This is a genomic window from Thalassospira lohafexi (assembly GCF_002844275.1).
GTDB classification, from domain to species: domain Bacteria; phylum Pseudomonadota; class Alphaproteobacteria; order Rhodospirillales; family Thalassospiraceae; genus Thalassospira; species Thalassospira lohafexi.
Genome location: NZ_NXGX01000002.1, coordinates 252037 through 275665 on the forward strand (window position 1 = coordinate 252037; position 23629 = coordinate 275665).

A 23629-nucleotide genomic window follows, 5' to 3' on the forward strand; every position below is an offset into this window, starting at 1 on the left:
CGCAAGGCCTATCGTCAATAAACATTAACAGTAGAACGCTTTAGAAGTCATGGATGAAATTTCGACAGAACTCGACAGCCTGAATACCGAAGTCATTGGCCAACTGAATAATTGGGTCGATATGATTGGTGGCGGTGACATCGGAAGATGGATTGGTGCGCTTGTTGTCCTGATTGTGTTTTTCATCCTCAAACGTGTTTTAGCCGCTGCTATTCTGGGGGGCATGCGCCGATTGGCACATCAGAATAAGCAAAGCACGGTTGCGAATGTACTTGATGCTTTTGCGTTGCCGCTTCAGGCCCTCGTGATGATTGTCGGCATTTATTTTGCCATTGAGCTGCTTGATCTTTCCCTGGAAATCGAAACGGTGCTGTTTGATGCCACCAGCCTTGCAGCAGGCTTTAGCGTGTTCTGGGCGATGTTTCGTGCGGTCGAGCCACTTGGACTGTCGTTTAACCGCCTGATTGGCCGGTTCGGTGCCGGGTTGGGCGATGATTTAAGGCAGTTCTTTATCCGTGGCATTAAAACCCTGATTGCCGTAATCGGGATTGTCATTTTGCTCGAAGGGTGGGGCATTGATGTTTCGGCCTTCCTCGGTGGTCTTGGCCTTGCGGGGATGGCTGTTGCATTGGCGGCAAAGGATTCTGTTGCCAACGTTTTCGGTGGGCTGACGATTTTCGCCGATAACCTTTACAAACGGGGTGACTGGGTCGAAACGCCGCATTTTGAAGGGACCATCGAAGTTGTCGGCCTACGTGCCACAAAGGTCCGGACCTTTGCCAAGGCACTTGTCACCATGCCAAATGCGCAAATCGTCGATTCACCGGTGATTAACTGGTCACGCATGACGCATCGGCGTATCAAGATGTCGATTGGTCTGGAATATCGGACCACTGCAAAGCAGATGGAAGCTATTGTTGATCAGTTACGTGACTTTCTGAAAAATGATGAAGACGTTGCACAAACAGCAGTCGCACAGATGGTGCATTTGTCTGATTTTGGGGCAAGTTCTATAAATATTGATCTGTACTATTTCACCACCACGACCGACTGGGTGACGTGGCGTGAAATTCGCAACCGTCATATCATTGCATTCAAGCGGATTGTCGAGGAAGCGGGGGCCGGATTTGCATTCCCGTCGCAGTCGCTGTATGTCGAAACCATGCCAGAAAATCCTTCAAACAGCAGCGACGATCAGCGCGAAACGCGTAAGATCGGATGAAGACGATGACAGATACGCCGAAATTGCCTTACTGCGCGGACTATGTTCGTCGCCACGACCGGGATCGCTTCCTATGTGCACTTTTCGCAAGCCCCGATAAGCGTGATGATCTTTTCACGCTGTATGCGTTTAATCAGGAAGTGTCGAAAACCCGCGAAATGGTCAGCGAAGTGATGCTGGGGCACATTCGCGTGCAATGGTGGCATGATGCCTTGTCTGATCTGGCAGAAGGCACTGTGCGCAAGCATGAGGTGATCGAGCCACTGGCAGAGCTGGTCAAATCTGGTGATTTGTCTGTTGAAGACCTTGGCGCATTGGTGACAGCACGCGAATTTGATCTTGAAGATCGTCAGCCGGAAAATCAGGTCGAGCTTGATCGCTATATCGATCAGACATCTGGTCATCTTTCTGTGCTTGCCGCCCGTTTGCTCGGTGCTAAGGGTGAGGATGCTGAACATGCCGCCCGGCTGGCCGGAAATGCATATGGTCTTGTAGGTATCATGCGCGCAATTGTTTTTCACGGTCGTGCAAAACGCTTGTATCTGCCCAAAGATCAGATGGAACTCCATAACGTTGCCCAAGGTGATATTTTTGAGTTCCGTAAAAAGGATGAGGTCAAAACTTTTATCCGTGCGCTGGCTGAGCTTGCACGTCAACGGATCAAGGATGCCCGTTCTGCCCGCAAAGCATTGCCCAAAAGTGCCCTGGCCGTAGGACTGCCGGTTGTGCTGGCCGACGGGTATCTTCGCAAGTTGGCAAAGGCCGGTTATGATCCGTTTTCTGCGGAGTTCGGGCTAGCTCGTCCGGCAAGTTTGCGCCTGACATTGAACGGAATGTTCAAGCGATACTGAATTAATTTCGCGGTGTTGCTGGATATTGCGAAAATGTCATCTAAATTAAGCAAAAGAATAAGGCAGTTCTGATCTGGCCGTGCTAGCGTTAAAAACGCTTTGATAACAGGGCACAATGGCGGCTTGATCCTATTAGGCGAGGACCCGAATGGCACATAAGAACATCGGCAAAAGATATCAGTGGCTTGCTAGTTTGTTCATGCTGAGCTGGCTTTTTTTGCCAATTTCGGCGCAGGCAGCAAGCATTGAGCCGTTTTTGGGTGAGTATCATGGTGAAACCATTGAGCACGCCGAAGGGGAATTGCAAGCCCGTGATCTTGATGTCAAAATCGTCAAAGCAGACCGTGGTTTTGTCGTCGATTGGACTACTGTCATTCACAAATCCGATGGCCGAGAAAAGACCGTTTCACTGAATATTGAATTCTATGGCACGGATCGACCAGACATCTACGGAAGTGCCATGCGGTCCGGTTTGTTTGGCAAACGAGTTCCCAATGATCCGCTTAAGGGAGAACCGTTCTTTTGGGCGCGGATTGTTGATCGTACATTGACGATCCATGCGCTTTATATCACCGATGACGGTGGGTATGAGATGCAGGTCTATGAACGCAAGCTCGATGATGAAGGCAATATGGAATTGATCTTCAAGCGGTTCCGCAATGGCGAGACGATCCGCGATATTACCGGAAAGCTCCTGCGTCAGGAAAAAAAGGGCTACTGATCAAAGGGCTGCTGCCCAACCAAAAAGCCGCTTCGAATGAAGCGGCTTTTGTCGTTTTATCAGGCAGCAGCGATTTCCGATAACCATGCGTCAAACAGCGGGATAGCGCGATCTGAATAAAGCTTTTTACGATCCCGCCCCTTAACGCGCTTGGTCAATTCAAGGTCAGGGAATAGACCAAAATTAACATTCATCGGTTGGAATGTGCTTTCATCCGCACCGCCTGTGATGTGGTTGAGCAATGCACCCATTGCGGTTGCAAGCGGCGGTGTGGGAAGTGTTTTTCCGCTTTTTTCTGCGGCGGTGAACCGACCAACCATCAACCCGACAGCCGCACTTTCAACGTAGCCTTCGCAACCGGTGATTTGACCGGCAAACCGCACATCAGGACGTGATTTAAGGCGCAGGTTGCCGTCCAGAAGACGCGGTGAATTCAGGAACGTGTTGCGGTGAATGCCGCCAAGACGGGCAAATTCAGCCTTTTCCAGTCCCGGAATGGTGCGCAGGACGTCGGCCTGTGCGCCGTATTTCAGTTTGGTCTGGAAACCGACCATATTGTAAAGCGTACCAAGGGCATTATCCTGACGCAGCTGAACAATGGCGCGTGGCTTATTGGTTGGATCATGCGGGTTGGTCAGGCCAACCGGCTTCATCGGGCCATGACGCAGGGTTTCGCGGCCACGTTCAGCCATAACCTCGATCGGAAGGCAGCCATCAAAATAGGGTGTGTCTTTTTCCCATTCCTTAAACTCGGTTTTATCACCTTCGATCAGGCCATCGATGAAGGCGTTATATTCGGCCTCATTCATCGGGCAATTAATGTAATCCTTGCCGTCGCCCTTGTCATAGCGCGACTGGAACCATGCCTTGTCGAAATCAATACTTTCCTTATAGACAATCGGCGCAATCGCATCAAAGAAGGCGAGGCTTTCTTCGCCGGTTTCGGTCCGAATGGCTTCGGCGAGTGGACCAGAGGTCAGCGGGCCGGTAGCAATGATGGTGTGTTCCCATTCCACGGGCGGTAGGCCATCAATCTCGCCACGTTCCATCGTGATCAGAGGATGACTTTCCAGTGCAGTTGTTACAGCAGCAGAAAAACCCTCGCGGTCAACGGCAAGCGCACCACCGGCGGGAACCTTGTGTTCATCGGCACAACGCATGATGATCGACCCGGCACGGCGCATTTCATCATGGATCAGGCCAACAGCATTGTATTCCTTGTCATCGGAGCGGAACGAGTTCGAACAGACCAGTTCGGCGCATTTGTCCGTATGGTGGGCATCGGTTGGTCGCACCGGGCGCATTTCATGAAGGGTGACGGGCACGCCAGCCTCGGCCAGTTGCCATGCGGCTTCACTACCGGCCAGACCGGCACCAATAATATGAACAGGTTTGACCGTACTCACGTGTGCGAACTCCTCGCGAAGAATGTGTTTTAAAACCTGGCACACACATAGCGGTGCAAAGGGGCAGATTTCAAGTCAATTACGTAACTGTGGTGCCGGTTTCATGCATGTGGATATGAATTTTTCACAATGCCACATCAGGCGCGTCATACAGGACAGAGCCGTTCTATCCCGAAACAGGCGAAAATGGCAGACATATGAGCTACCCGCATCATCCCTATGGATATGAACCGACCCATTGTCCGGTCATCGGTCTGGTGCCCAGTCGCCGTTGGCGTCGTGACCTCGACTGTCCTGACGTCCCAGATAAGGGCACGTCACCTGATGCCAGCCCCAAGCCATTGGTCATCGGCCATCATATCGGATTTCCCTTTGCCAGTTCTAGCGATGGCGTGTTTGCAACAGCAGATATCGACGCCATGATTGAATATATCATCACCACCCGTCAGGGATGGCGCGCGTCGCTGGTGATGCGGTCATTCTTGCGTTGGTGGCGCGTAAATGACGCGTTTTCCGATATTCCAGAAGAACGAAAACTGTCGGATGCCATGATCATGTTGCTGGCCCTTAATCAGGGACGGGAAGGGTTTGTGCAGGGCTATTTGCATGACCTGCAGGGGGATAGCCGTCGCCCCGTACCGAAAGCGGAACCTAATCCGGTCGAAGCAGCTTTTTATCGCAGCCTTCGGATTGCCGCCATTGCATTGGCGCTGTCGCCAATTTTTCTAGTGTTCGCTGTTTTGCTGTTTGTTCAGGTCGATACCCTGATCAGCGGCAGTTCGGGCAAGATATTCGGGTTTAGTTATGACCTGTTGTTCTTTGTTGGCAGTTTTGGGGCGATTGGGGCGCTAACCAGCATGATGATGCGGCTTGGCAAGGATGTGAAATGGAACGAGATGGAACCAGCCTCGGTGTTCTTTAATTTCCTGTTCCGGCCCTGCATGGGGTTCTGCTTTGCACTTCTGGTTTTGTTGGCACTACGGGCAGGGATATTGCCGATCCCGCTTGATCAGTTGCACAATCTTGATGACTTGGACCAGATTGGCAACTCGGCTGCTGCTGGACAGCAAATCTCAATTGTCTTGGTGTTTGCATTCCTGTCAGGATTTAGCGAACGGCTTAGCACCGCACTAGTCAAGCGCGTTGAAGACAGGGTTGCCCGTACAGATTGATCACAGCAAAACGGGGCAGAATATCACTGCCCCGTTTTGGTTCTACTTAAGTCCCAGATGACGCTTAAGGTAATGTCCGGTATAGCTTTTCTTATTGGCCATGATGTCTTCGGGCGTCCCGCATCCGACAAGCTTCCCGCCGCCGTCGCCCCCCTCAGGTCCAATATCAATGATCCAGTCGGCCGTCTTGATGACGTCAAGGTTGTGTTCAATCACGACAACTGTGTTGCCTTGATCGACAATGGTATGGAGCACTTCAAGCAGCTTGCGAATATCATGGAAATGAAGCCCGGTTGTGGGTTCATCAAGAATATAAATCGTACGTCCAGTGGCACGTTTTGATAGCTCCTTGGCCAGTTTGACACGCTGTGCTTCGCCACCCGACAGGGTGGTAGCCTGTTGACCCAGATGGATATAGGAAAGACCCACCTGTTTTAAGGTTTCCATCTTGTCGCGGATTGATGGAACAGCCTTAAAGAAATCCGCACCTTCTTCAACGGTCATATCAAGAACGTCAGATATCGATTTGCCTTTAAACGATATATCGAGCGTTTCACGATTATATCGTTTGCCTTTGCACTGATCACATTCGACATAAACGTCGGGCAGGAAGTGCATTTCAATCTTGATAACACCATCGCCCTGACAGGCTTCGCAGCGGCCGCCCTTAACGTTAAACGAAAAACGTCCCGGCTTATACCCGCGCGTTTTGGCCTCTGGCAGTTGGGCAAACCATTCACGGATTGGCGTGAATGCACCGGTGTAGGTTACCGGGTTGGATCGTGGTGTTCGGCCAATCGGGCTTTGGTCGATATCAATGATTTTATCGATATGCTCAACACCGGTGATGCTGTCATGGGCGCCGGGATGGTTGCGCGCATTGTGCATCCGCTTGGCCAGCGCCTTATAGAGTGTTTCAATCACAAGGCTTGATTTACCACCACCTGAAACACCTGTAACACAGATGAATTTGCCCAGCGGGAATTCGGCATCGACACCTTGCAGGTTGTTGGCTGTGGCGCCTTTGATCGCAATCGACTTGCCATTGCCTTTGCGGCGTTCCTTTGGCACGGCAATCTGTTCGGTCCCGACAAGGTATTTGCCCGTCAGGCTTTCGGGGTTTTGCTGAATTTGTTCGGGGGTGCCTTCGGCAACGATGCGACCGCCGTGGATACCGGCACCCGGGCCCATATCGACCACATAGTCAGCCGCACGAATGGCGTCTTCGTCGTGTTCGACGACCAGAACCGTATTACCAAGATCCCGCAGACGTTTAAGCGTTTCAAGCAACCGGTCATTGTCGCGTTGATGCAAACCGATAGACGGTTCATCAAGGACGTAAAGAACCCCGGTTAAGCCCGAACCGATTTGTGATGCCAGTCGGATACGCTGACTTTCACCACCTGAAAGGGTGCCCGATGTGCGTGACATCGACAGGTAATCCAGTCCGACATCGCGCAGGAAGCGCAGGCGATCATTGATTTCGCGTAAGATTCTGCGCGCAATCTCTGTTTCCTTGGGGTTCAGTTTGTCTTCAAGGGCCAGAAACCAATCGGCCGCCTTGGCGATTGAAAGGTCGGTGATGCGCGATATTTCAGCCCCATCGACCTTAACGGCCAAGGCTTCGGGTTTGAGGCGCTGCCCGTTACAGGTCGGGCAGTTTGACACCATCTGGTATTTGGAAAGTTCGTCACGGGCCCACTGGCTGTCGGTTTCACGCCAGCGACGCGACATGTTTGGAATGACGCCTTCGAACGGGCGTGAAACCTTATAACTGCGCGATCCATCGTCATAGGTCACGGTGACGTCTTCGTCGCCAGAGCCAAACAGGATGGTGTCCTGTGCGGTTTTGGGCAGCTTTTCCCACGCAACGTTGGTTTTAAACCCAAAATGCTTAGCGACGGATTTCAGGGTTTGCAGATAATATTTCGATGTTGAGCTGGCCCACGGTGCAACCGCGCCATCATCAAGCGTTTTGCTTTCATCGGGCACCACCAGCATCGGATCGAATTCCATCTGGGTGCCAAGACCGTCACAGGCCGGGCAGGCGCCAAACGGGTTGTTAAAGGAAAATAGACGCGGTTCGATTTCCTCGATTGTGAAGCCGGAAACCGGGCAGGCGAACTTGGCGGAAAACACCGTGGTGTCGCCCGTTTTGGCATCCTCGGCAAGGACAATGCCATCGGTCAGTTCAAGGGCGGTTTCAAAGCTGTCGGCAAGACGCGTTCCGATGCCGTCCTTGACGATCAGACGATCAACAACAACAGAAATATCGTGTTTGAGTTTCTTGTTGAGGTCTGGCGCGTCATCAATGTCATACATTTCACCATCGATTTTGACGCGCTGGAAACCGCGCGACCGTAGATCACGCAGTTCCTTTTTGTATTCACCTTTGCGACCACGCACGATGGGGGCCAGAAGATACAGGCGTGTTCCTTCTTCCATCTCGAGCACGCGGTCGACCATCTGCGATACGGTCTGACTGACAATCGGCAATCCGGTGGCCGGTGAATAGGGGATGCCAACACGCGCCCAGAGAAGACGCATATAGTCATAAATCTCGGTGACAGTACCAACGGTCGAGCGCGGATTGCGCGACGTTGTTTTCTGCTCAATCGAAATCGCCGGTGACAGGCCGTCGATGTATTCGACGTCAGGCTTTTGCATCAATTCAAGAAACTGCCGCGCATAAGCTGAAAGGCTTTCGACATAACGACGCTGGCCTTCAGCATAGATTGTATCGAATGCCAGCGAACTTTTACCCGATCCTGACAGGCCGGTAATCACAACCAAGGCGTCACGGGGCAGTTCAACGTCAATGTTCTGCAGATTGTGTTCTTTCGCACCGCGAACCGAAATTTTCGTCAGCATGTCGGGCCTTTTGTTCCTGAATTGTTCGGAAAGTGTATAGAGGAGGCAACCTGTATACGCAAGCATGCCCCTGACAGTTCCTGTCAGTATTTGTCAGGAGAGATCTTTTTCGCAACCAAGGTCGACATGGATGCATGAAAAAGCCCGCCGAACAAGTCCGGCGGGCTTCACAAATCTTTTGACCGTTTCAGGCGGACTAGCCTTTGGTCACCGAACGACCGGTCGCACCAAGATCCTTGAAGGCTTCTTCGAGGCGCGCAGCCATCGAGAGTTCGGCTTCGCGGATCCAGACACGCGGATCATATTGTTTTTTATAAGGTTTGTCGGTTTCGGGATCGACCTGATATTTAAAGGCGCGATCGTTTGCTTCGACATATTCGCCAACCGGACGGGCATAAGCGAATTGGGTGTCGGTATCGATGTTCATTTTGAAAACACCATAGCCGACAGCTTCTTCAATTTTCGCTTTTTCCGAACCCGAACCACCGTGGAACACGAAGTCCAACGGGCTGTCGCCCAGACCATGCTTCTCGGCGACGAATTTCTGGCTTTCGAGAAGGATTTCAGGGCGCAGTTTGACGTTGCCCGGCTTGTAGACGCCGTGCACGTTACCGAACGCTGCTGCGACCGAGAAATGGCCGAGCGGTGACAGGCGACGGTAGGCTTCTTCGACTTCTTCGGGACGGGTGTAAAGACGCGGATCAATTTCCTCGATCGAGGTGTCGAGTTCATGGCCGATCCCGTCTTCTTCGCCACCCGTGACGCCCAGTTCGATTTCCAGGCTCATTTCGATGGCGGACATACGCTTGAGGAAGGTTTCACAGGTCGACAAGTTGTCTTCGAGTGGTTCTTCGGAAAGATCAAGCATGTGCGAGCTGTAAAGCGCTTTGCCTTCTTCGGCATAGGCCTTTTCGCTCCATTTTAGCATTTCATCGACCCATGGCACGAACTTGCGGTTCGCGTGATCGGTATGCAGGACAACCGCAACACCATAATACTCAGCCAGAAGCTGTGCATGGCGTGCGGCTGAAACGGCGCCCACAACACGGGCAGCCGCGGCGTCCTTGATGCCCTTGCCGGCAAAGAACTGTGCACCGCCATTCGAAAGCTGAATGATAATGTCAGAACCGGCATTTGCAGCGGCCTCAAGGGCGGCATTCATCGTGCTTGACGATGTGATATTGACAGCAGGTAAGGCGTAACCGTCCTGCTTGCAGGCAGCGACAAGGTCACGATAGGCAGCACCGGTAACAACACCGGGTTTAACGGAAGGCATGTGGGTACTCCTCCTGGGGGTCAGAGTAAAACAGGTGCCCCCGTTCGAACCGACTGGTCCGCAGCAAGGGCAATCCGCAAAGAGCCCAATGCATCTTCCATATGCTGCGTAAGGTCAAGATTTTCCGTTATAGACTTTAGGAAAAATTGCTGTTCACGCAGACACAGGCCGTCATGATCGGGCTCGTCATCAGTTTTGATGATCTCGTCCAATTGTGTAAATTCTCCGGCACTGTTTGTGGCAGCATGGTGAAGTTTGAGTGCATTTGTCTTGGTGTGGGTATCAATATCGGCTGAACCAGCGCCTTTTTCTTCGACATCGGTGATGGAAACGCTGCCCTTTGGCCCGATCACGTCTTTCACAAAAAAGGCGGTTTCACTGATCATCGGGCCCCATCCGGCCTCGTACCAGCCGATGGATCCATCATCAAAGCGGACCTGAAGTTGGCCATAGTTATACATGTCTGGTGCGACGTCTTCGGAAAGGCGCACGCCCATGGCATTGACCGACACCGGCTTGGCCGCCGTCATCAGGCACATCATGTCAAGGTAATGAACCCCGCAATCGACAATCGGTGACACGCTGTTGAGCAACCGTTTATGGGTTTCCCAAAAGGCACCGCTGCTTTGCTGATTGAGGTTCATGCGCATGACAAGCGGTTTGCCGAGCGTCTTGGCGATTTCAACAAACTTTTCCCAGGACGGATGATGGCGCAGGATATAGCCAATCACCAGTTTGCGATCATGCTTTTTGGCTGCGGCAACAACCCGTTCGGCGTCCTCCACTGTGGCGGCAAGTGGCTTTTCGATAAACACATGTGCACCGGCCTCAAAGGCGGCGACGGCAAAGTCAGCATGGGTTTCTGTATAGGTGTTGATCGACACGGCATCGGGTTTGGTTTGCGCCAATGCGGTATAAAAATCGGTAAACTGCGGGTAAGCAGCAAACCCATCTGGCAGCTTTTCCGCAGGAATGTTTGACCGGGCACAAATGCCAACAATTTCGTATCCATCAAGCGCATGATAGGCCTTTGCGTGCGACAGGCCCATATTGCCAAGACCGATAACCAGAATACGAACGGGCTTCATTTTGTGCCTCCTTAAAACCTGATAATATATTGATTGTTATGATTATTCCGCACCGTTAATCCAGCTGCGCGACACATTGAATGCGTCATCAAACAGGATCATATCGGCCTGATATCCCGGTGCAATCCGGCCCATTTTGTCATCGAGTTTCAAAAATTCCGCCGGATAAAGGGACGCCATACGCAGCGCTTCGCCCAGATCAAGTCCGACCATTTCAACGCAGTTTTTCACGGCACTGATCATATCAAGGTCCGACCCGGCCAATGTTCCATCGGCCAACGCACAGCGACCATCAGCTGCAATGATTTCTTCACCGCCAAGGGTAAAACGTTTGTCATCGGCCCCCACGGTTGGCATGGCGTCGGTCACCAGCATGATCTTGCCCGTGGCCTTGGCGTGAATGGCAACCTTAAGTACGGCGGGGTGAACATGATATCCGTCTGCGATCAGACCGCACCAGGTTGTGTCATCGGCCATTGCCGCCCCAGCCACACCCGGTTCCCGGTGGGTCATCGGGCTCATGGCGTTAAACAGGTGGGTAAAACCGCGCAGGCCCTCGTCAATGGCACTTTGAATATGAGCGTAATTTCCGGCTGTATGCCCGGCACAGACCAGAACACCTTTGTCCGCAAGGGTTTTGATGGTGCCTTTGGCGGCCTTTTCCGGGGCCATGGTGACCAGAATGCGACCGTTTGGTAGCCGGGTCAGCAGCTCAATCGCGTCATTTTCCATCGGCCGGATGATATCTGCACTGTGAACGCCCTTACGTTCTGGATTGAGATACGGTCCTTCAAGGTGAATGCCGACAATGCCCGGAACACCTGCATCAATCGCATCTGTCACCGCCGTAATGGCGGTTTCCATCTTGCCTCGATGGTCGGTGATTAATGTTGGCAGCATGGCGGTTGTGCCATATTTGCGATGCGCTTGCATGATGGCGCGCACACCATCGACCGTGGGCTGATCGTTCAGCAACACACCGCCACCACCATTGACCTGAACATCAATCAGACCGGGCGCAAGCATCTGTCCGTTACCGTCAATAACGGTGAGGTCAGCGGGCAGGGCGGCCGCATCGACAATCTTATCAACATTGCCATCGCGCACGATGACCGACTTGCCGTCCAGAAAATCTGTGCCGTCAAAGATACGGGCATTGGTAATGGCAAATGCAGACATCAGTGGGTCTCCGTTACTTTCGAAAGATGCGGCGGTGCATCGGGATTGCAGCCACGCGCAAGTGCCACGTTTTCAGCCAGCGTATAGAACGTCTGGATCATGGCAATCGGGGCGAGAAGCGGGTGGATATCCTCGACCACCGGAAGGTGCCCCTTGATATCGGCATAGCCGGTTTCGGCTGCAAACAGGTTATCTGTTTTCCCGCGCATTTCAGTCAGGAAATCTTCGACACTGTCACGCGATGCATCCTGCTGTGAAAACACCAGCATCGGAAATGTTTTAGAGACCAAGGCCATTGGGCCATGCTTTACCTCAGCAGCACTGAATGCTTCGGCGTGCAAGCTACTGGTTTCCTTGAATTTCAGGGCAGCCTCCTGCGCAATCGCAAAGGCCGGGCCGCGCCCGATGACATACAGACCATCAGACTTGGCAATGGTATCAGACGCACCGAGCCAATCTTGATCAAGTGCGGACGTTAGCAGGTTCGGAAGTTTGCTTAGACCGTCGTTAAAGCTGGTGTCTTGCGTCCATGCGCCAACAATCTGGGCAATCGCCGACAGGGTCGCAATATAGGACTTGGTGGCGGCAACACTTGTTTCCGGTCCGGCAAGCAGCGGAATAACGTGATCAACCGTATCGGCCAGAGGAGAATCAACAACATTAACCAAGGCCACAGTCCGCGCACCGGCATCCCGGGCTGCTTGGGCGTTTTTGACAAGATCCGGGCTTTTGCCAGACTGCGAGACCGCAATGAAAAGTGCGTCCTTGCTGGCAACGGTACGGTTATAGATAGATACAATCGACGGGGCCGCAGAAACAACCGGAATGCCAAGCTGGCTTTCAATCAGGTATTTTGCGTAAAGGGTGGCGTGATCTGAACTACCACGACCGCATGTAACAACGAATTTCGGCGGATTGGCGCGAAGTTCCGTTGCAAGCGTGTCGATTGCAGTCTTGTTGTGGGCGAGTTGTTTGGCAACAACATCCGGGGATTCTGCCAATTCGCGGCCCATCTGAGTTTTCGGGCGCCAGCTTGTTGTCATATCCAGTGTTCCCTCATTTTCTGCAAGGTGCCCGATCTTTTGATCAGCGGGCATCTACCTGCATTTCAGCGATAAAGTCATAACTGTCACCACGGTAGTAGGACCGTGTGAATTCGACCGGTGTCCCATTGGCAAGGAACGAGCGGCGTTCGATATAAAGTGCTGCACTGCCGTCCGGCACACCCAGAATTTTTGCGGTTTCACCATCAAAAAGTTCAGCCCGAAGGCGCTGCAGGGCGCGTTCGGGTTTCTTGTTGTATTTTGCCAAGGCGTCATAAAGTGATTTATCCACTTCATCGGGACTTGGCAAAAATGCACGCGGAATGACCGCATATTCCAGGGCCATTGGCTTGTCGTTGGCGGTACGCAGACGGCGCAAGCGTGTGACTTCGGTGCCGGGGGACAAGTTCAGAGCCATGGCTTCTTCCGGGGATGCGTGACCAACTGTTTTTTCAAGCCAAATCGCCCCCGGATCCATGCCACGTGTGATCATGTCTTCGGTAAAGGATGTCAGGCGTGAAAGCGCCTGTTCAACACGCGGGGCTACGAACGTGCCCGCGCCATGGCGTTGAACCAGAACGCCTTCATCGACCAATGAACGCATGGCGTTACGTACCGTGACACGCGAAATGCCCAGTTCGTTGGCAAGGTCACGCTCGCTTGGCAACGCATCATCAACTTGCAAAACCCCATCATCAATCACGGCCTTCAGTGCGGATTGAAGGCGGCGATAAAGCGGCCCATTTCCAGTGTTTTCGATGTCGCGCGTGCGCAGGTTCTCAATAATGTCCTGGGTTGTGATCATGCCGCAGTTCTTTCGCGCTGTTTGGCCATCAGAATTGCGCCATGCATTGCATCGTGCTTGGCCGAAACCAGTTGATCCGCAATGTCGCGGGGCATGCGGTTGGCCATTTGATCGGCCAGTCCGCCCATAAGAGTGATCTGCGATGCGCCAAACGCCGTCAGTTTGCGCAAAATCTGCAAATTCGCCTGAACCGCGATATCAATGATCACGCCAGCCGCAGCGTCACCCTTTGCTTCGGCGTCAAACACCAGTGGACAGAAACTGCCATAGTCGGCCGGACGTGCCGTTTCGGCAAAGGCGACGATATCTTCGGGGTTGTTGTTAAATTTCCCCATGACCTGTTTTGTCAGATCGGTTTGATTAGCCAATCCGTCATGGGCGAGTAGGGCTGTTTCGATCGCGGCACGGCCAATGCGTGCGCCACTGCCGATATCGGAAACCTCAAACCCCCAGCCCGCGACCGACAGCTCCCGGTTGCCGACGATTGCCTGACCACAGGTTCCTGTTCCGACAATCAGGATTGCGCCATCTGCACCATCATGGGCGCCAAGACAGGCCGTATAGGCGTCGGTGGCAAAACATATGCTGGCGAAAGGATGAGGATAGGCATGGGCAAGTTTACGTTCACGTTCCAGTGGAAGCCCGGCCAGTCCTAACCCAGCATGAAGGTCGCCCAGTCTAGAGTCATCCATGCCTGCTTTTTCAAGTGCAAGGGAGGCGGCCGCGACAATTTCACCAAAGACGTGGTCCATGCCAAGTCGGGTATTGGCACCACCAGAAACGGCTTCTCCCAGTATATCGCCGGACGCATTTACAATGCGCGCGCGGCAGCGGGTGCCGCCGCCATCAATACCAAGATAAAGCCGTTCGTTTTGCATTGTTTGTGTAACCGTCTTCTAGTTGATGTCCTAACCATACCAGAGTGGTATCTTAAAAATCAATACCAATATAACGCCACTATAGATGTGAATGGTCTGTCTTTGGAATCCGTAGATACACGTAGAATATGTAGCGAGAGATTTAAAAATCCTCATAACAAATTGAATTATATTAAATATATGCCTCTATATAGTGTCGTCGCATAAAATATTTACGAAGTGTCTTGCGTCGCTGGTATCACAATGGTATTTAATTTGGAGAGGGAGACGGAAAAATGGCATCACGCACCGAAGAATTTGATTTGCGATTTGCCGGGTTGGATCAATGGTCCGACGCCGATTTCCTTATGGCCTTGTGGGAAGGCCAGATGCGTGCTGTGGCCTCGGTTGGTCCAGTCCTTACGGATTTGGCGACAGCCGCAAACGGGATAGCGCGTCGCCTGGGGGGCGGCGGGCGTCTCGTTTATGTCGGGGCAGGCACATCTGGTACTGTTGCATGGCAGGACGCCAAGGAGCTTGGCGGAACATTTGGCTGGCCCGAAGAGCATACCATTGTCATGCTGGCAGGCGGGTTGCAAAGCGCGCCGAATGAATTTAACGGTGCGGAAGACGACGTCGATCTTGCCACGCGCGAAATCCATCAACATGAAATCGGCGAAAACGATGCCGTGATCGCCATCGCAGCCAGTGGATCGACGCCCTATACCGTGCGTGCGGTTGAACTTGCGCGCCAACGCGGCGCCTTCACCGTTGCCATTTGCAATAATCCGGATGGCAAATTGATCGACATCGCCGACAGTGGCATTTTCCTTGATAGCGCGCCTGAAGTTGTTGCCGGTTCGACCCGCATGGGGGCAGGGACCGCACAAAAGGCCGCGCTTAATATCCTTTCGACCCTTGTGATGAACAAGCTTGGTCGATTGTTTGATAACCTGATGGTTGGCATGCGCGCAGAAAACATCAAACTGCACGAACGCGCCATCCGTATTGTTGCACACATCGCATCTTGTGATGGTGCGCACGCCAAAGACGCGTTGACACAATCAGATTTTGATATTCGCACCGCCGTTCTGGTGGCCAAGGGCCATAGTATCGCGCGGGCAAAAGAAATTCTTGGACTGTCTAATGGAAATCTCCGGGCAGCACTTGAGTATCGGGACTAACATCTTTTGGGTGCTGGTCCGCCGACATTGATCAGAGGAGGCATAAATGTCGAATAAAGTCTTAGCAAAAGGCCTGGCCGGGGCCCTGGCGGCAAGTGTCGCCCTGGTTCCGATGATGGCATCGGCCGGCGAGCTTGTTATCGAAAGCTGGCGTAACGATGATATTGATATCTGGAACGACAAGATCATTCCGGCATTCAATGAGCAACACCCGGACATTAAAGTGTCCTTCACACCGACCCCGCCGACTGAATACAACGCTTCGGTCAATGCCAAGTTGGCCGGTGGTACTGCGGGTGATCTGATTACCTGCCGTCCGTTTGATGCGTCGCTTGAGCTTTACAAGCAGGGTAACCTTACTGCTCTTGACGACCTTAAGGGCATGGACAACTTCTCTGACGTTGCCAAATCTGCGTGGCAGACGGATGACGGATCAGCGACCTTCTGCTTGCCGATGGCATCGGTAATTCATGGCTTTATCTATAACAAAGAAGCCTTTGAAGAAGTTGGCGTTGAAGTACCGCAAACCAGCGAAGAATTCTATGCGGCCCTTGATAAAATCAAGGAAGAGGGCAGCTACATTCCAATGGCAATGGGAACGGCCGACCAGTGGGAAGCTGCAACCATGGGCTTCCAAAATATTGGTCCGAACCACTGGAAAGGTGAAGCGGGTCGTAAAGCCCTGATCGACGGCAGCGCGAAATTCACCGACAAGCCATATGTCGATACCTTTACCGAGCTTGCGACCTGGAAGAACTATCTGCCGGATGGCTATGAAGCCATTTCATATCCGGATGCGCAGAACCTCTTCACGCTGGGTCGTGCGGCTGTTTATCCGGCAGGTTCGTGGGATATCTCGCTGTTTAACAATCAGGCTGATTTCGCATTCGGCGCATTCCCGCCGCCTGCACCGGCTGGTTCTGATACCTGCTACATCAGTGACCATACCGATATTGCGCTTGGCCTGAATGCCAAGTCCGACAATGCGGCTGAGGCTAAAATCTTCCTCGAGTGGATGACTGGTTCCGAATTTGCCGAACTCTATTCCAACGAGCTTCCGGGCTTCTTCTCGTTGTCGAAGCACAACGTTGAAATCACCGACCCGGTTGCAAACGAGTTTGTGAGCTGGCGTCAGGAATGCGAGTCAACCATTCGTAACTCGTATCAGATCCTGTCGCGTGGCGCGCCTAACCTTGAGAACGAACTGTGGAACCTGTCTGCTCAGGTTATCAACGGTACGATTTCTCCGACCGATGCCGGTGCCGCTGCCGAAGCTGGTCTGGCGAAATGGTACGCTCCGCACCAGTAAGACTGTGAAGGGATGGCGGAAACGTCTGGTTTCTGCCATCCTTCTTTGATTGCCCGTCAGACGCATCGGTCTTGTGATCTGCGTCATTCCGACCGCCGGGCATAAATGAGCGGTCACTAAGTTCCGAAGGCAACAGACAGCCTTCAACCTTTTAATCTTGGAAATACAGGACAGGGTATGGCGCATTCCGGCCCCATGACCGATTGGCGCAAGGCAAGATTGCCTGTGATCGCCTTTCTGGCTCCGGCAACGATCATCTACACATTGTTCATGATCTATCCGCTGGTCGATTCCATCCGCCTTAGCTTCTATGCGACGCCAAGTGGCGGCGAGGCGGCTTTTGTTGGCCTGGACAATTATCGCACCGTTCTGGCTGACCCGGACTGGGCGGCGACCTTTTGGAACAGTTTCTGGAACAACATGAAGTTCTTTGCTGTTCACATGTTGATCCAAAACCCGATCGGGATTGCACTTGCCGGTATTTTAAGTTTGCCGCGCCTGCGTTTTCGCAACAGCTATCGGACGATGATGATCATGCCAACAATGTTGTCCGTGGTGATTGTCGGTTTTATCTGGCAGTTGATCCTAAGCCCCGTTTGGGGTGTGGGTGCGGACCTGCTTGATATAATCGGGTTGAAATCGCTGTTTGGCCCATGGCTTGGCAAAGAAGGAAGTGCGCTGATTACCCTGTCATTCATTTCAGTCTGGCAGTGGGTCGGTATTCCCTTGATGCTGATTTATGCTGCCTTACTTGCCATTCCCGATGATTTGGTTGATGCCGCCGTTGTCGATGGCGCGACCCATTTTGAAGTGTTCTGGCACATCAAGTTGCCGCTTGTTTTCCCAACGGTTGCCATGGTTTCGATCCTGACATTTGTTGGTAATTTCAATGCGTTCGACCTGATTTATGCCGTAAAGGGTGCGCTGGCCGGGCCAAACTTTGCAACCGATATCATGGGGACGTTGTTCTATCGCACGTTCTTTGGTTATCAGTTGCAGCTGGGCAATCCTCATCTTGGGGCGACGGTTGCATCACTGATGTTCCTGATCATTCTGGCGGGTGTTTTGTTCTATTTGTTCGCCGTGCAGCGCCGTCTTTCGCGCTATCAGTTGTAATCGGGGGCGATCATGAGTTTCAAAAACATACGTAGAGAAGACGCAAGCCGCGCTGTCATCGTGCATGGTATTCTTCTGACCTACACACTGGTTGCGCTGTACCCGATTTTCCTGGTGGTGATTAACGCTTTTAAAACACGCAAAGCCATTTTCCGCGATCCGATGGGATTTCCGAATGCGGAAACCTTCAGCCTTGAGGGCTTTACCAAGGTTTTGGCCAAGTCGAATTTCGAGGTGTTTTTCTACAACAGCTTTACAGTAACGGTTATCACCATCGCGATTGTCCTGTTGCTTGCCGCGATGGCAGCCTGGGCGTTGTCGGAATACAAATTCCCCGGCAATACAGTGCTTGCACTGTACCTTGCCATCGGGATCATGGTGCCGATCCGCCTTGGCTCGGTATCGATCCTTAATCTGATCGTTGATTTGGGATTGATAAATACGCTGACAGCACTTGTGCTGGTGTATGTCGCCCAAGGATTACCCTTGGCGATCTTTATCCTGACCGAGTTCATGCATCAGATCCCGAAGGATTTGAAAGAAGCCGCGCGCTGTGACGGGGTGGGGGAATTCAAGATTTTCTTCGCGGTTATCCTGCCACTGATCCGTCCGGCTGTGGCGACGGTGGCTGTGTTTACGATGATCCCGATCTGGAACGATCTTTGGTTCCCGCTGATCTTGGCACCGGGTGATGGCAAACAGACCATTACGCTGGGTGTGCAGCAATTCATCGGGCAGTACGTGACGGACTGGAACGCAGTTCTGGCGTCGCTGAGCCTCGCGATCATCCCGATCCTGATCCTTTATCTGATTTTCTCCCGACAACTCATTCGCGGCCTTACGTCTGGCGCAGTGAAATAAATGTTGGCTGACAGGAGCTTTGAATAAATGGCTGACTTGAAACTTGACCAGATCCACAAAAGCTATGGCGCTGTTGATGTGCTTCACGGCATTGATCTGGATGTAAAAGATGGTGAGTTCGTTGTCTTTGTCGGGCCGTCAGGCTGCGGTAAATCAACCTTGCTTCGCATCATTGCCGGGCTTGAAGATATCACCAGTGGCGATCTTATGATCGATGGTGATCTGGTAAATACCAAAAGCCCGCGGGATCGTGGCATTGCCATGGTATTCCAGTCCTATGCTTTGTATCCGCATATGACGGTCTATAAAAACATGGCCTTTGGCCTGAAACTCGACAAACAGGACAAGGCGGCAATTGATGCGCGGGTGCGCGAAGCCGCCCGTATCCTGCAACTTGATCAGTTGCTTGACCGTCGTCCGTCGGAACTTTCCGGTGGGCAGCGTCAGCGCGTTGCCATTGGCCGCGCCATTGTGCGCCAGCCAAAGGTGTTCCTGTTTGACGAGCCGCTTTCAAACCTTGATGCAGCCCTGCGTGTTCAGACACGCCTTGAAATCGCCAAGCTGCATCAGGAACTGAAATCAACCATTGTCTATGTCACACACGATCAGGTCGAAGCCATGACCCTGGCTGACAAGATCGTTGTGATGAATGGTGGTAACGTCGAGCAAGTTGGCTCCCCGATGCAGCTTTATCATCATCCTCAGACCCGCTTTGTCGCAGGCTTCATTGGGTCACCGGCGATGAACTTTACCAATGTCAGGATCGACAAGGTTGAACCCGGCAAGGTAACCGTTTCAATCCCGGGCGGCACCCCGTCCGTCCTGCCATTTGATGTTGACCAGAATGAGCTTGGCAAACAGGTTGAGCTTGGCATTCGTCCCGAACATCTTTCTCTTGGCGATGGAGGTGAGCTGACAGTCCATGGCGAGGTTGATGTTGTCGAAAAGCTGGGCGATTCGACCTATCTTTATCTGAAACTTGCCAATGGCGATCATGTCACGGTACGCGCACCGGGCCACAGCCGGGTCAAGATCGGTGAAACCGTCACAGCATCCGCATCCGCAGGGGCCGCGCATCTGTTTAATGGTAACGGCAAGGCCTTTGCCAAGGTCGATTGCCCGGCGGAATATAGCGCCGACGAATAACCGACAGCGTTCCGGTGGAAGAGCAAGAAGGGGTGTCGCATGCGGCACCCTTTTGCTTTTGGAAGGGCCTTAGAGAGGGTTGAAATGTTGCGTTGCGGCGGGAAAACTGTTGCAGAACTTTAACTTGCCCTTGATGGACGCATGGCGCAAAAATGAATTCGAGGTGTTCAAAGGAAAGAAAAAAGTTCATTTTTCCTTTCGTATCAACAAATGAGTTTGCGATAATGCCCCCGCCTGGATGCAGCCAAGCCTAAAAAGGGTGTGCTCCGGGTTCAGGGAAATGCCATCACGTTCATTTAGAGGGTTCAAAATGTCTAAAAAACACGGCGCATTGCGTGGTTCCTTACTCGGCCTTACGGCAATTGCAGGAATGGTTTCTCTTGTTTCGGCCGCACAGGCGGATGAACTTCGTCTTCTGACCTGGGGTGGCTATGCCCCCGATGAGGTCATCGAGGCATTTGAAAAAGAAACTGGCATCGATGTTGAAGTGACGTTGTCAAACAACGAAGACATGATTTCCAAACTTCGCGCCACGGGTGGCGGGGGCTTTGACCTTGCGCAGCCATCGCAGGACCGTATTGCCGGCGCACAGCTTGAATACGGCATCTATAAGCCGATGGACCTGTCGAAAGTCGACAGCGCGAAATTCATTCCGTCCATGCTTGCTGCGACCAAGACCAACACAACGGTTGATGGGGAAGTCTACGGCGTGCCACACGTTTGGGGCACCAGCGGTTTGATTGTTGATAAAACCAAGGCTGCAAACGTTGCCGATTACACCGATCTTTGTGCCGATGATCTTGCAGGCAAAGTTTCCTATCGTCTGAAACGTCCAACCTTGATCGGCTTTGCCTATGCGATGGGTCTTGATCCGTTTGCTGCTTATGGCGACGAAGCAAAGTATCAGGAAATCCTTGATGCGGTTGAAGCCAAGCTGATCGATTGCAAAGCAAACGTCAAAACCTATTGGGAAGGTGGCGATGCGCTGCTGAACCTTGTGCGTTCTGGTGAAGTTGTTGCCGCCATGGCTTGGGATACCGGTGGGTGGAAATTGAACAACGACAATGCCGACATCACCTTTGTCGCCCCGAAATCGGGTGCCCTTGGTTGGATCGATACCTTTGTTCTGCCGAGCAAAACCAAGAACGAAGATGCCGCTTACAAGTGGATCAACTTTGTGATGCAGCCTGAAATTGCCGCGATGATTACGGCGAATGCCGGTAACTTCACCGCGTCCAAGGGTGCTGACGAGTTTGCAGATGACAAGCTTAAAGCTCAGTTCCAGGGCAGCTTCCCGGCAAAAGACCTTGATAATATCAAGTGGTATCCGACCGTTCCGGCGGGTCTGGAAGTACTTGAAGGCAAGACGCTTGACCGTGTGAAAGCCGCACAGTCGAACTAAGGCCTAACACGACGCCAATATTCTGGTCCCCGGCATGGGTTTATGCCGGGGACATTCTGCTTTTTACGATGGCAATTGCCGTCATGGTTATTTCATTAAAAAATATAACGAGAACAGGGCTCCCATGGCTGATCAGTTTGACCTTGAATGCCGCAATGTGGTCAAAAAATTTGACGACTTTACTGCTGTGGATGACATCTCGCTTGCCATTCCCAAGGGGTCGTTCTTTTCCATTCTAGGGCCAAGTGGCTGTGGGAAAACCACGTTGCTTCGGATGCTTGCCGGTTTTCAGGCGCCGACTTCGGGCGATATTCTGATTAAGGGGGCATCGGTTTTGGGCGTTCCACCAAACCGTCGCCCGGTGAATATGGTTTTCCAGCATCTGGCACTGTTTCCGATGATGAATGTGGCGGAAAACGTGGCGTACGGTTTAAAGCGTCGCGGCGTAAACAAAGCCACCATCGCGCAAAAGGTCAACGAGACACTGGCACGCGTGGGGTTGCCCGATTCCGGTCCAAAACAAATCAGCCAGCTTTCAGGTGGGCAGAAACAGCGTATTGCGATTGCGCGCTGTCTTGTGCTTGATCCTGCGGTGCTGTTGCTTGATGAACCGCTTGGCGCACTTGATTTAAAGCTTCGTGAACATATGAAGGTTGAGCTCAAGCAATTGCAGCACGAGATCGGCACCACCTTTGTCTACATCACCCATGATCAGTCCGAAGCACTTGTGATGTCTGATCAGGTTGCCGTGATGAATGCGGGCCGGTTTGAGCAGGTCGGTGCGCCACAAGATCTTTATTACAATCCGCAAACGGCGTTCGTTGCCGGATTTGTTGGGGAAAGCAACCGATGGCACGGAGTTGTCGGTGGCGGGAATGAACATCAAGTCGAAATCAATCTGGCGGCTGGAGGCAAGGTTGTCGCCAAGCGCGACGCGAATGCGGCCCTGAAAGACGGGCAGGCGGTTGACGTCTTTGTTCGCCCTGAGGCCATCGCCATTGACGGCGAAGGGGCGGTTGATAACACTCTGTCGGCCAAGGTTGAGAACGTGCTGTTTAATGGTGCTGCCAGCAGTCTTCAGGTACGCGAAACCACCACAGGTCACGAGATGACCGTCGCATTGCCGCAAACCGGTGCGTTCGCGTCGGTCAAGGCTGGCGATAACATCAATCTGTCCTGGAGCTTTGAGCAGACCAGATGCTTTGCCGCGTCAGATAGCGGAGCAACGGCATGAGCAATGGCACTTCTGTAAAAGGAGGCGGCACATTTTGCTTTGGGTTGCTGTTATTGGCATTCCCGTTGCTGTTATGGCTGTTCCTGCTGGTGGTTCTGCCGCACATCGACTTGTTTCTGGTGTCGATGCGCGAACGCATTTCGTATGGCAAATACGAGTTCAGCCTGATCAATTATATCGAGTTCTTCTCAGAGCCGCTGTATTGGAATACCTACGTTCGCACCGCCGTCATGTCGATCTTTGCAACCTTTTTGACTTTGGTAATCGGCTTTCCAGTATCCTACTACATTGCAAAATTCATGCGCGGAAAGGGCAAGAACGTCTTGTTCCTGATGTGTTTGATCCCGTTCTGGGTGTCGGAACTTGTCCGCACATTTGGTTGGATGATCCTGCTGCGTGAAAGCGGTGTGGTCAGCAACTTCTTGCAGTGGTCCGGAATTGCCGATGGGCCGGTTGAAATGCTGTATAATGATGCGACGATCATGGTCGGTCTGGTTTACACATCCATGCTGTTTATGATCGTGCCGCTGGTATCGGTGCTCGACAGTCTTGACGATAGCCTGATCGAGGCGGGGTACGATCTTGGCGGCAATGGCTTTACGGTCACCCGCGACATCGTCATCCCGCATGCAATGCCTGGTATTGCATCGGGGTGTATCGTTGTCTTTATGTTGACGTTGGGAAATTACCTGACACCGAACCTTTTGGGCGGGAAAGACAGTCTGTGGTTCACCGAGCAAATTTACACCCAGTTCATCACGCGCTTTAACTGGGAATCAGGTTCTGCCTTTGGCTTCTTGTTGTTGGTGCTTTCATCGTTGATTGTCTGGGTCGGATTGAAGCTCAGCAAACAGACACTTTCAGAAACCGTGGGCTAGGGGCGCAT

General features: G+C 52.5%; 20 protein-coding genes. 12 read left to right on the forward strand and 8 right to left on the reverse strand.

All coding sequences use genetic code 11. The annotated features are described in order from the left end of the window. Positions 1-49 precede the first annotated feature (49 nt). The 3 genes from COO92_RS04950 (at position 50) to COO92_RS04960 (ending at position 2794) form a co-directional block, all read left to right on the forward strand. Positions 50-1222 (forward strand): mechanosensitive ion channel family protein, encoded by a 1173-nt coding sequence (locus COO92_RS04950; protein ID WP_101300387.1) that lies wholly within the window; start codon positions 50-52, stop codon positions 1220-1222. Positions 1223-1227: 5 nt separating this feature from the next. Next, entirely contained in the window at positions 1228-2073 is an 846-nt protein-coding gene (locus tag COO92_RS04955; protein WP_101300388.1) for a phytoene/squalene synthase family protein, read from the forward strand. 148 nt (positions 2074-2221) lie between these two features. Beyond that, the gene (locus COO92_RS04960) at positions 2222-2794 is read left to right on the forward strand and encodes a hypothetical protein (protein ID WP_101300390.1); all 573 of its coding nucleotides are present in this window, start codon (positions 2222-2224) and stop codon (positions 2792-2794) included. 59 nt (positions 2795-2853) lie between these two features. Here COO92_RS04960 and trmFO read toward each other — a convergent pair whose 3' ends face one another. Beyond that, positions 2854-4200, reverse strand: a complete 1347-nt coding sequence (gene trmFO / locus COO92_RS04965) for a methylenetetrahydrofolate--tRNA-(uracil(54)-C(5))-methyltransferase (FADH(2)-oxidizing) TrmFO (RefSeq protein WP_101300391.1) — start codon at positions 4198-4200, stop codon at positions 2854-2856. Positions 4201-4397: 197 nt separating this feature from the next. On the opposite strand from trmFO, the gene COO92_RS04970 reads away from it, so the two are divergent. Next, positions 4398-5372: a hypothetical protein gene (locus COO92_RS04970; protein WP_101300392.1), complete on the forward strand. Its 975-nt coding sequence runs from the start codon at positions 4398-4400 to the stop codon at positions 5370-5372. Between the two features lie 42 nt (positions 5373-5414). Here COO92_RS04970 and uvrA read toward each other — a convergent pair whose 3' ends face one another. The 7 genes from uvrA to COO92_RS05005 all read right to left on the reverse strand — a co-directional run bounded on the left by uvrA (position 5415) and on the right by COO92_RS05005 (position 14512). Next, complete coding sequence (uvrA, locus tag COO92_RS04975) at positions 5415-8243, reverse strand: excinuclease ABC subunit UvrA (RefSeq protein WP_101300394.1); 2829 nt, start codon at positions 8241-8243, stop codon at positions 5415-5417. Between the two features lie 196 nt (positions 8244-8439). Continuing rightward, on the reverse strand, positions 8440-9519 hold the full coding sequence (gene fbaA / locus COO92_RS04980; protein ID WP_101300396.1) for a class II fructose-bisphosphate aldolase: 1080 nt from the start codon (positions 9517-9519) through the stop codon (positions 8440-8442). Between the two features lie 20 nt (positions 9520-9539). After that, positions 9540-10607 carry a Gfo/Idh/MocA family protein gene (locus tag COO92_RS04985; protein ID WP_101300398.1) on the reverse strand — a complete coding sequence of 356 codons (1068 nt, stop codon included), beginning with the start codon at positions 10605-10607 and terminating at the stop codon, positions 9540-9542. Between the two features lie 42 nt (positions 10608-10649). Further along, positions 10650-11786, reverse strand: coding sequence for an N-acetylglucosamine-6-phosphate deacetylase (gene nagA, locus COO92_RS04990; protein WP_101300400.1), 1137 nt, complete (start codon positions 11784-11786; stop codon positions 10650-10652). After that, positions 11786-12829, reverse strand: coding sequence for an SIS domain-containing protein (locus COO92_RS04995; RefSeq protein WP_101300935.1), 1044 nt, complete (start codon positions 12827-12829; stop codon positions 11786-11788). The genes nagA and COO92_RS04995 overlap by 1 nt, the downstream gene beginning before the upstream one ends. A 43-nt stretch (positions 12830-12872) precedes the next feature. Further along, positions 12873-13634 carry a GntR family transcriptional regulator gene (locus tag COO92_RS05000; protein ID WP_101300402.1) on the reverse strand — a complete coding sequence of 254 codons (762 nt, stop codon included), beginning with the start codon at positions 13632-13634 and terminating at the stop codon, positions 12873-12875. Next, the gene (locus COO92_RS05005) at positions 13631-14512 is read right to left on the reverse strand and encodes a glucosamine kinase nucleotide-binding domain-containing protein (RefSeq protein WP_101300404.1); all 882 of its coding nucleotides are present in this window, start codon (positions 14510-14512) and stop codon (positions 13631-13633) included. Before COO92_RS05005 ends, COO92_RS05000 begins: the two co-directional genes overlap by 4 nt. 275 nt (positions 14513-14787) lie before the next feature. On the opposite strand from COO92_RS05005, the gene COO92_RS05010 reads away from it, so the two are divergent. The 8 genes from COO92_RS05010 (at position 14788) to COO92_RS05045 (ending at position 23621) form a co-directional block, all read left to right on the forward strand. Continuing rightward, positions 14788-15675, forward strand: coding sequence for an N-acetylmuramic acid 6-phosphate etherase (locus COO92_RS05010; protein WP_101300406.1), 888 nt, complete (start codon positions 14788-14790; stop codon positions 15673-15675). A gap of 46 nt (positions 15676-15721) precedes the next feature. Continuing rightward, entirely contained in the window at positions 15722-16984 is a 1263-nt protein-coding gene (locus tag COO92_RS05015; protein WP_101300407.1) for an ABC transporter substrate-binding protein, read from the forward strand. 177 nt (positions 16985-17161) lie between these two features. Beyond that, positions 17162-18100 carry a carbohydrate ABC transporter permease gene (locus tag COO92_RS05020; protein WP_022730793.1) on the forward strand — a complete coding sequence of 313 codons (939 nt, stop codon included), beginning with the start codon at positions 17162-17164 and terminating at the stop codon, positions 18098-18100. A 12-nt stretch (positions 18101-18112) separates the two neighbouring features. Beyond that, positions 18113-18961 (forward strand): carbohydrate ABC transporter permease, encoded by an 849-nt coding sequence (locus COO92_RS05025; protein WP_022730794.1) that lies wholly within the window; start codon positions 18113-18115, stop codon positions 18959-18961. Between the two features lie 27 nt (positions 18962-18988). After that, positions 18989-20107: an ABC transporter ATP-binding protein gene (locus tag COO92_RS05030; protein ID WP_101300409.1), complete on the forward strand. Its 1119-nt coding sequence runs from the start codon at positions 18989-18991 to the stop codon at positions 20105-20107. Positions 20108-20417: 310 nt separating this feature from the next. Continuing rightward, positions 20418-21509 (forward strand): extracellular solute-binding protein, encoded by a 1092-nt coding sequence (locus COO92_RS05035; RefSeq protein WP_101300411.1) that lies wholly within the window; start codon positions 20418-20420, stop codon positions 21507-21509. Positions 21510-21633: 124 nt separating this feature from the next. Then, positions 21634-22743 carry an ABC transporter ATP-binding protein gene (locus COO92_RS05040; protein ID WP_101300413.1) on the forward strand — a complete coding sequence of 370 codons (1110 nt, stop codon included), beginning with the start codon at positions 21634-21636 and terminating at the stop codon, positions 22741-22743. Then, complete coding sequence (locus tag COO92_RS05045) at positions 22740-23621, forward strand: ABC transporter permease (RefSeq protein ID WP_101300414.1); 882 nt, start codon at positions 22740-22742, stop codon at positions 23619-23621. Before COO92_RS05040 ends, COO92_RS05045 begins: the two co-directional genes overlap by 4 nt. The last annotated feature ends 8 nt before the right edge of the window (positions 23622-23629 follow it).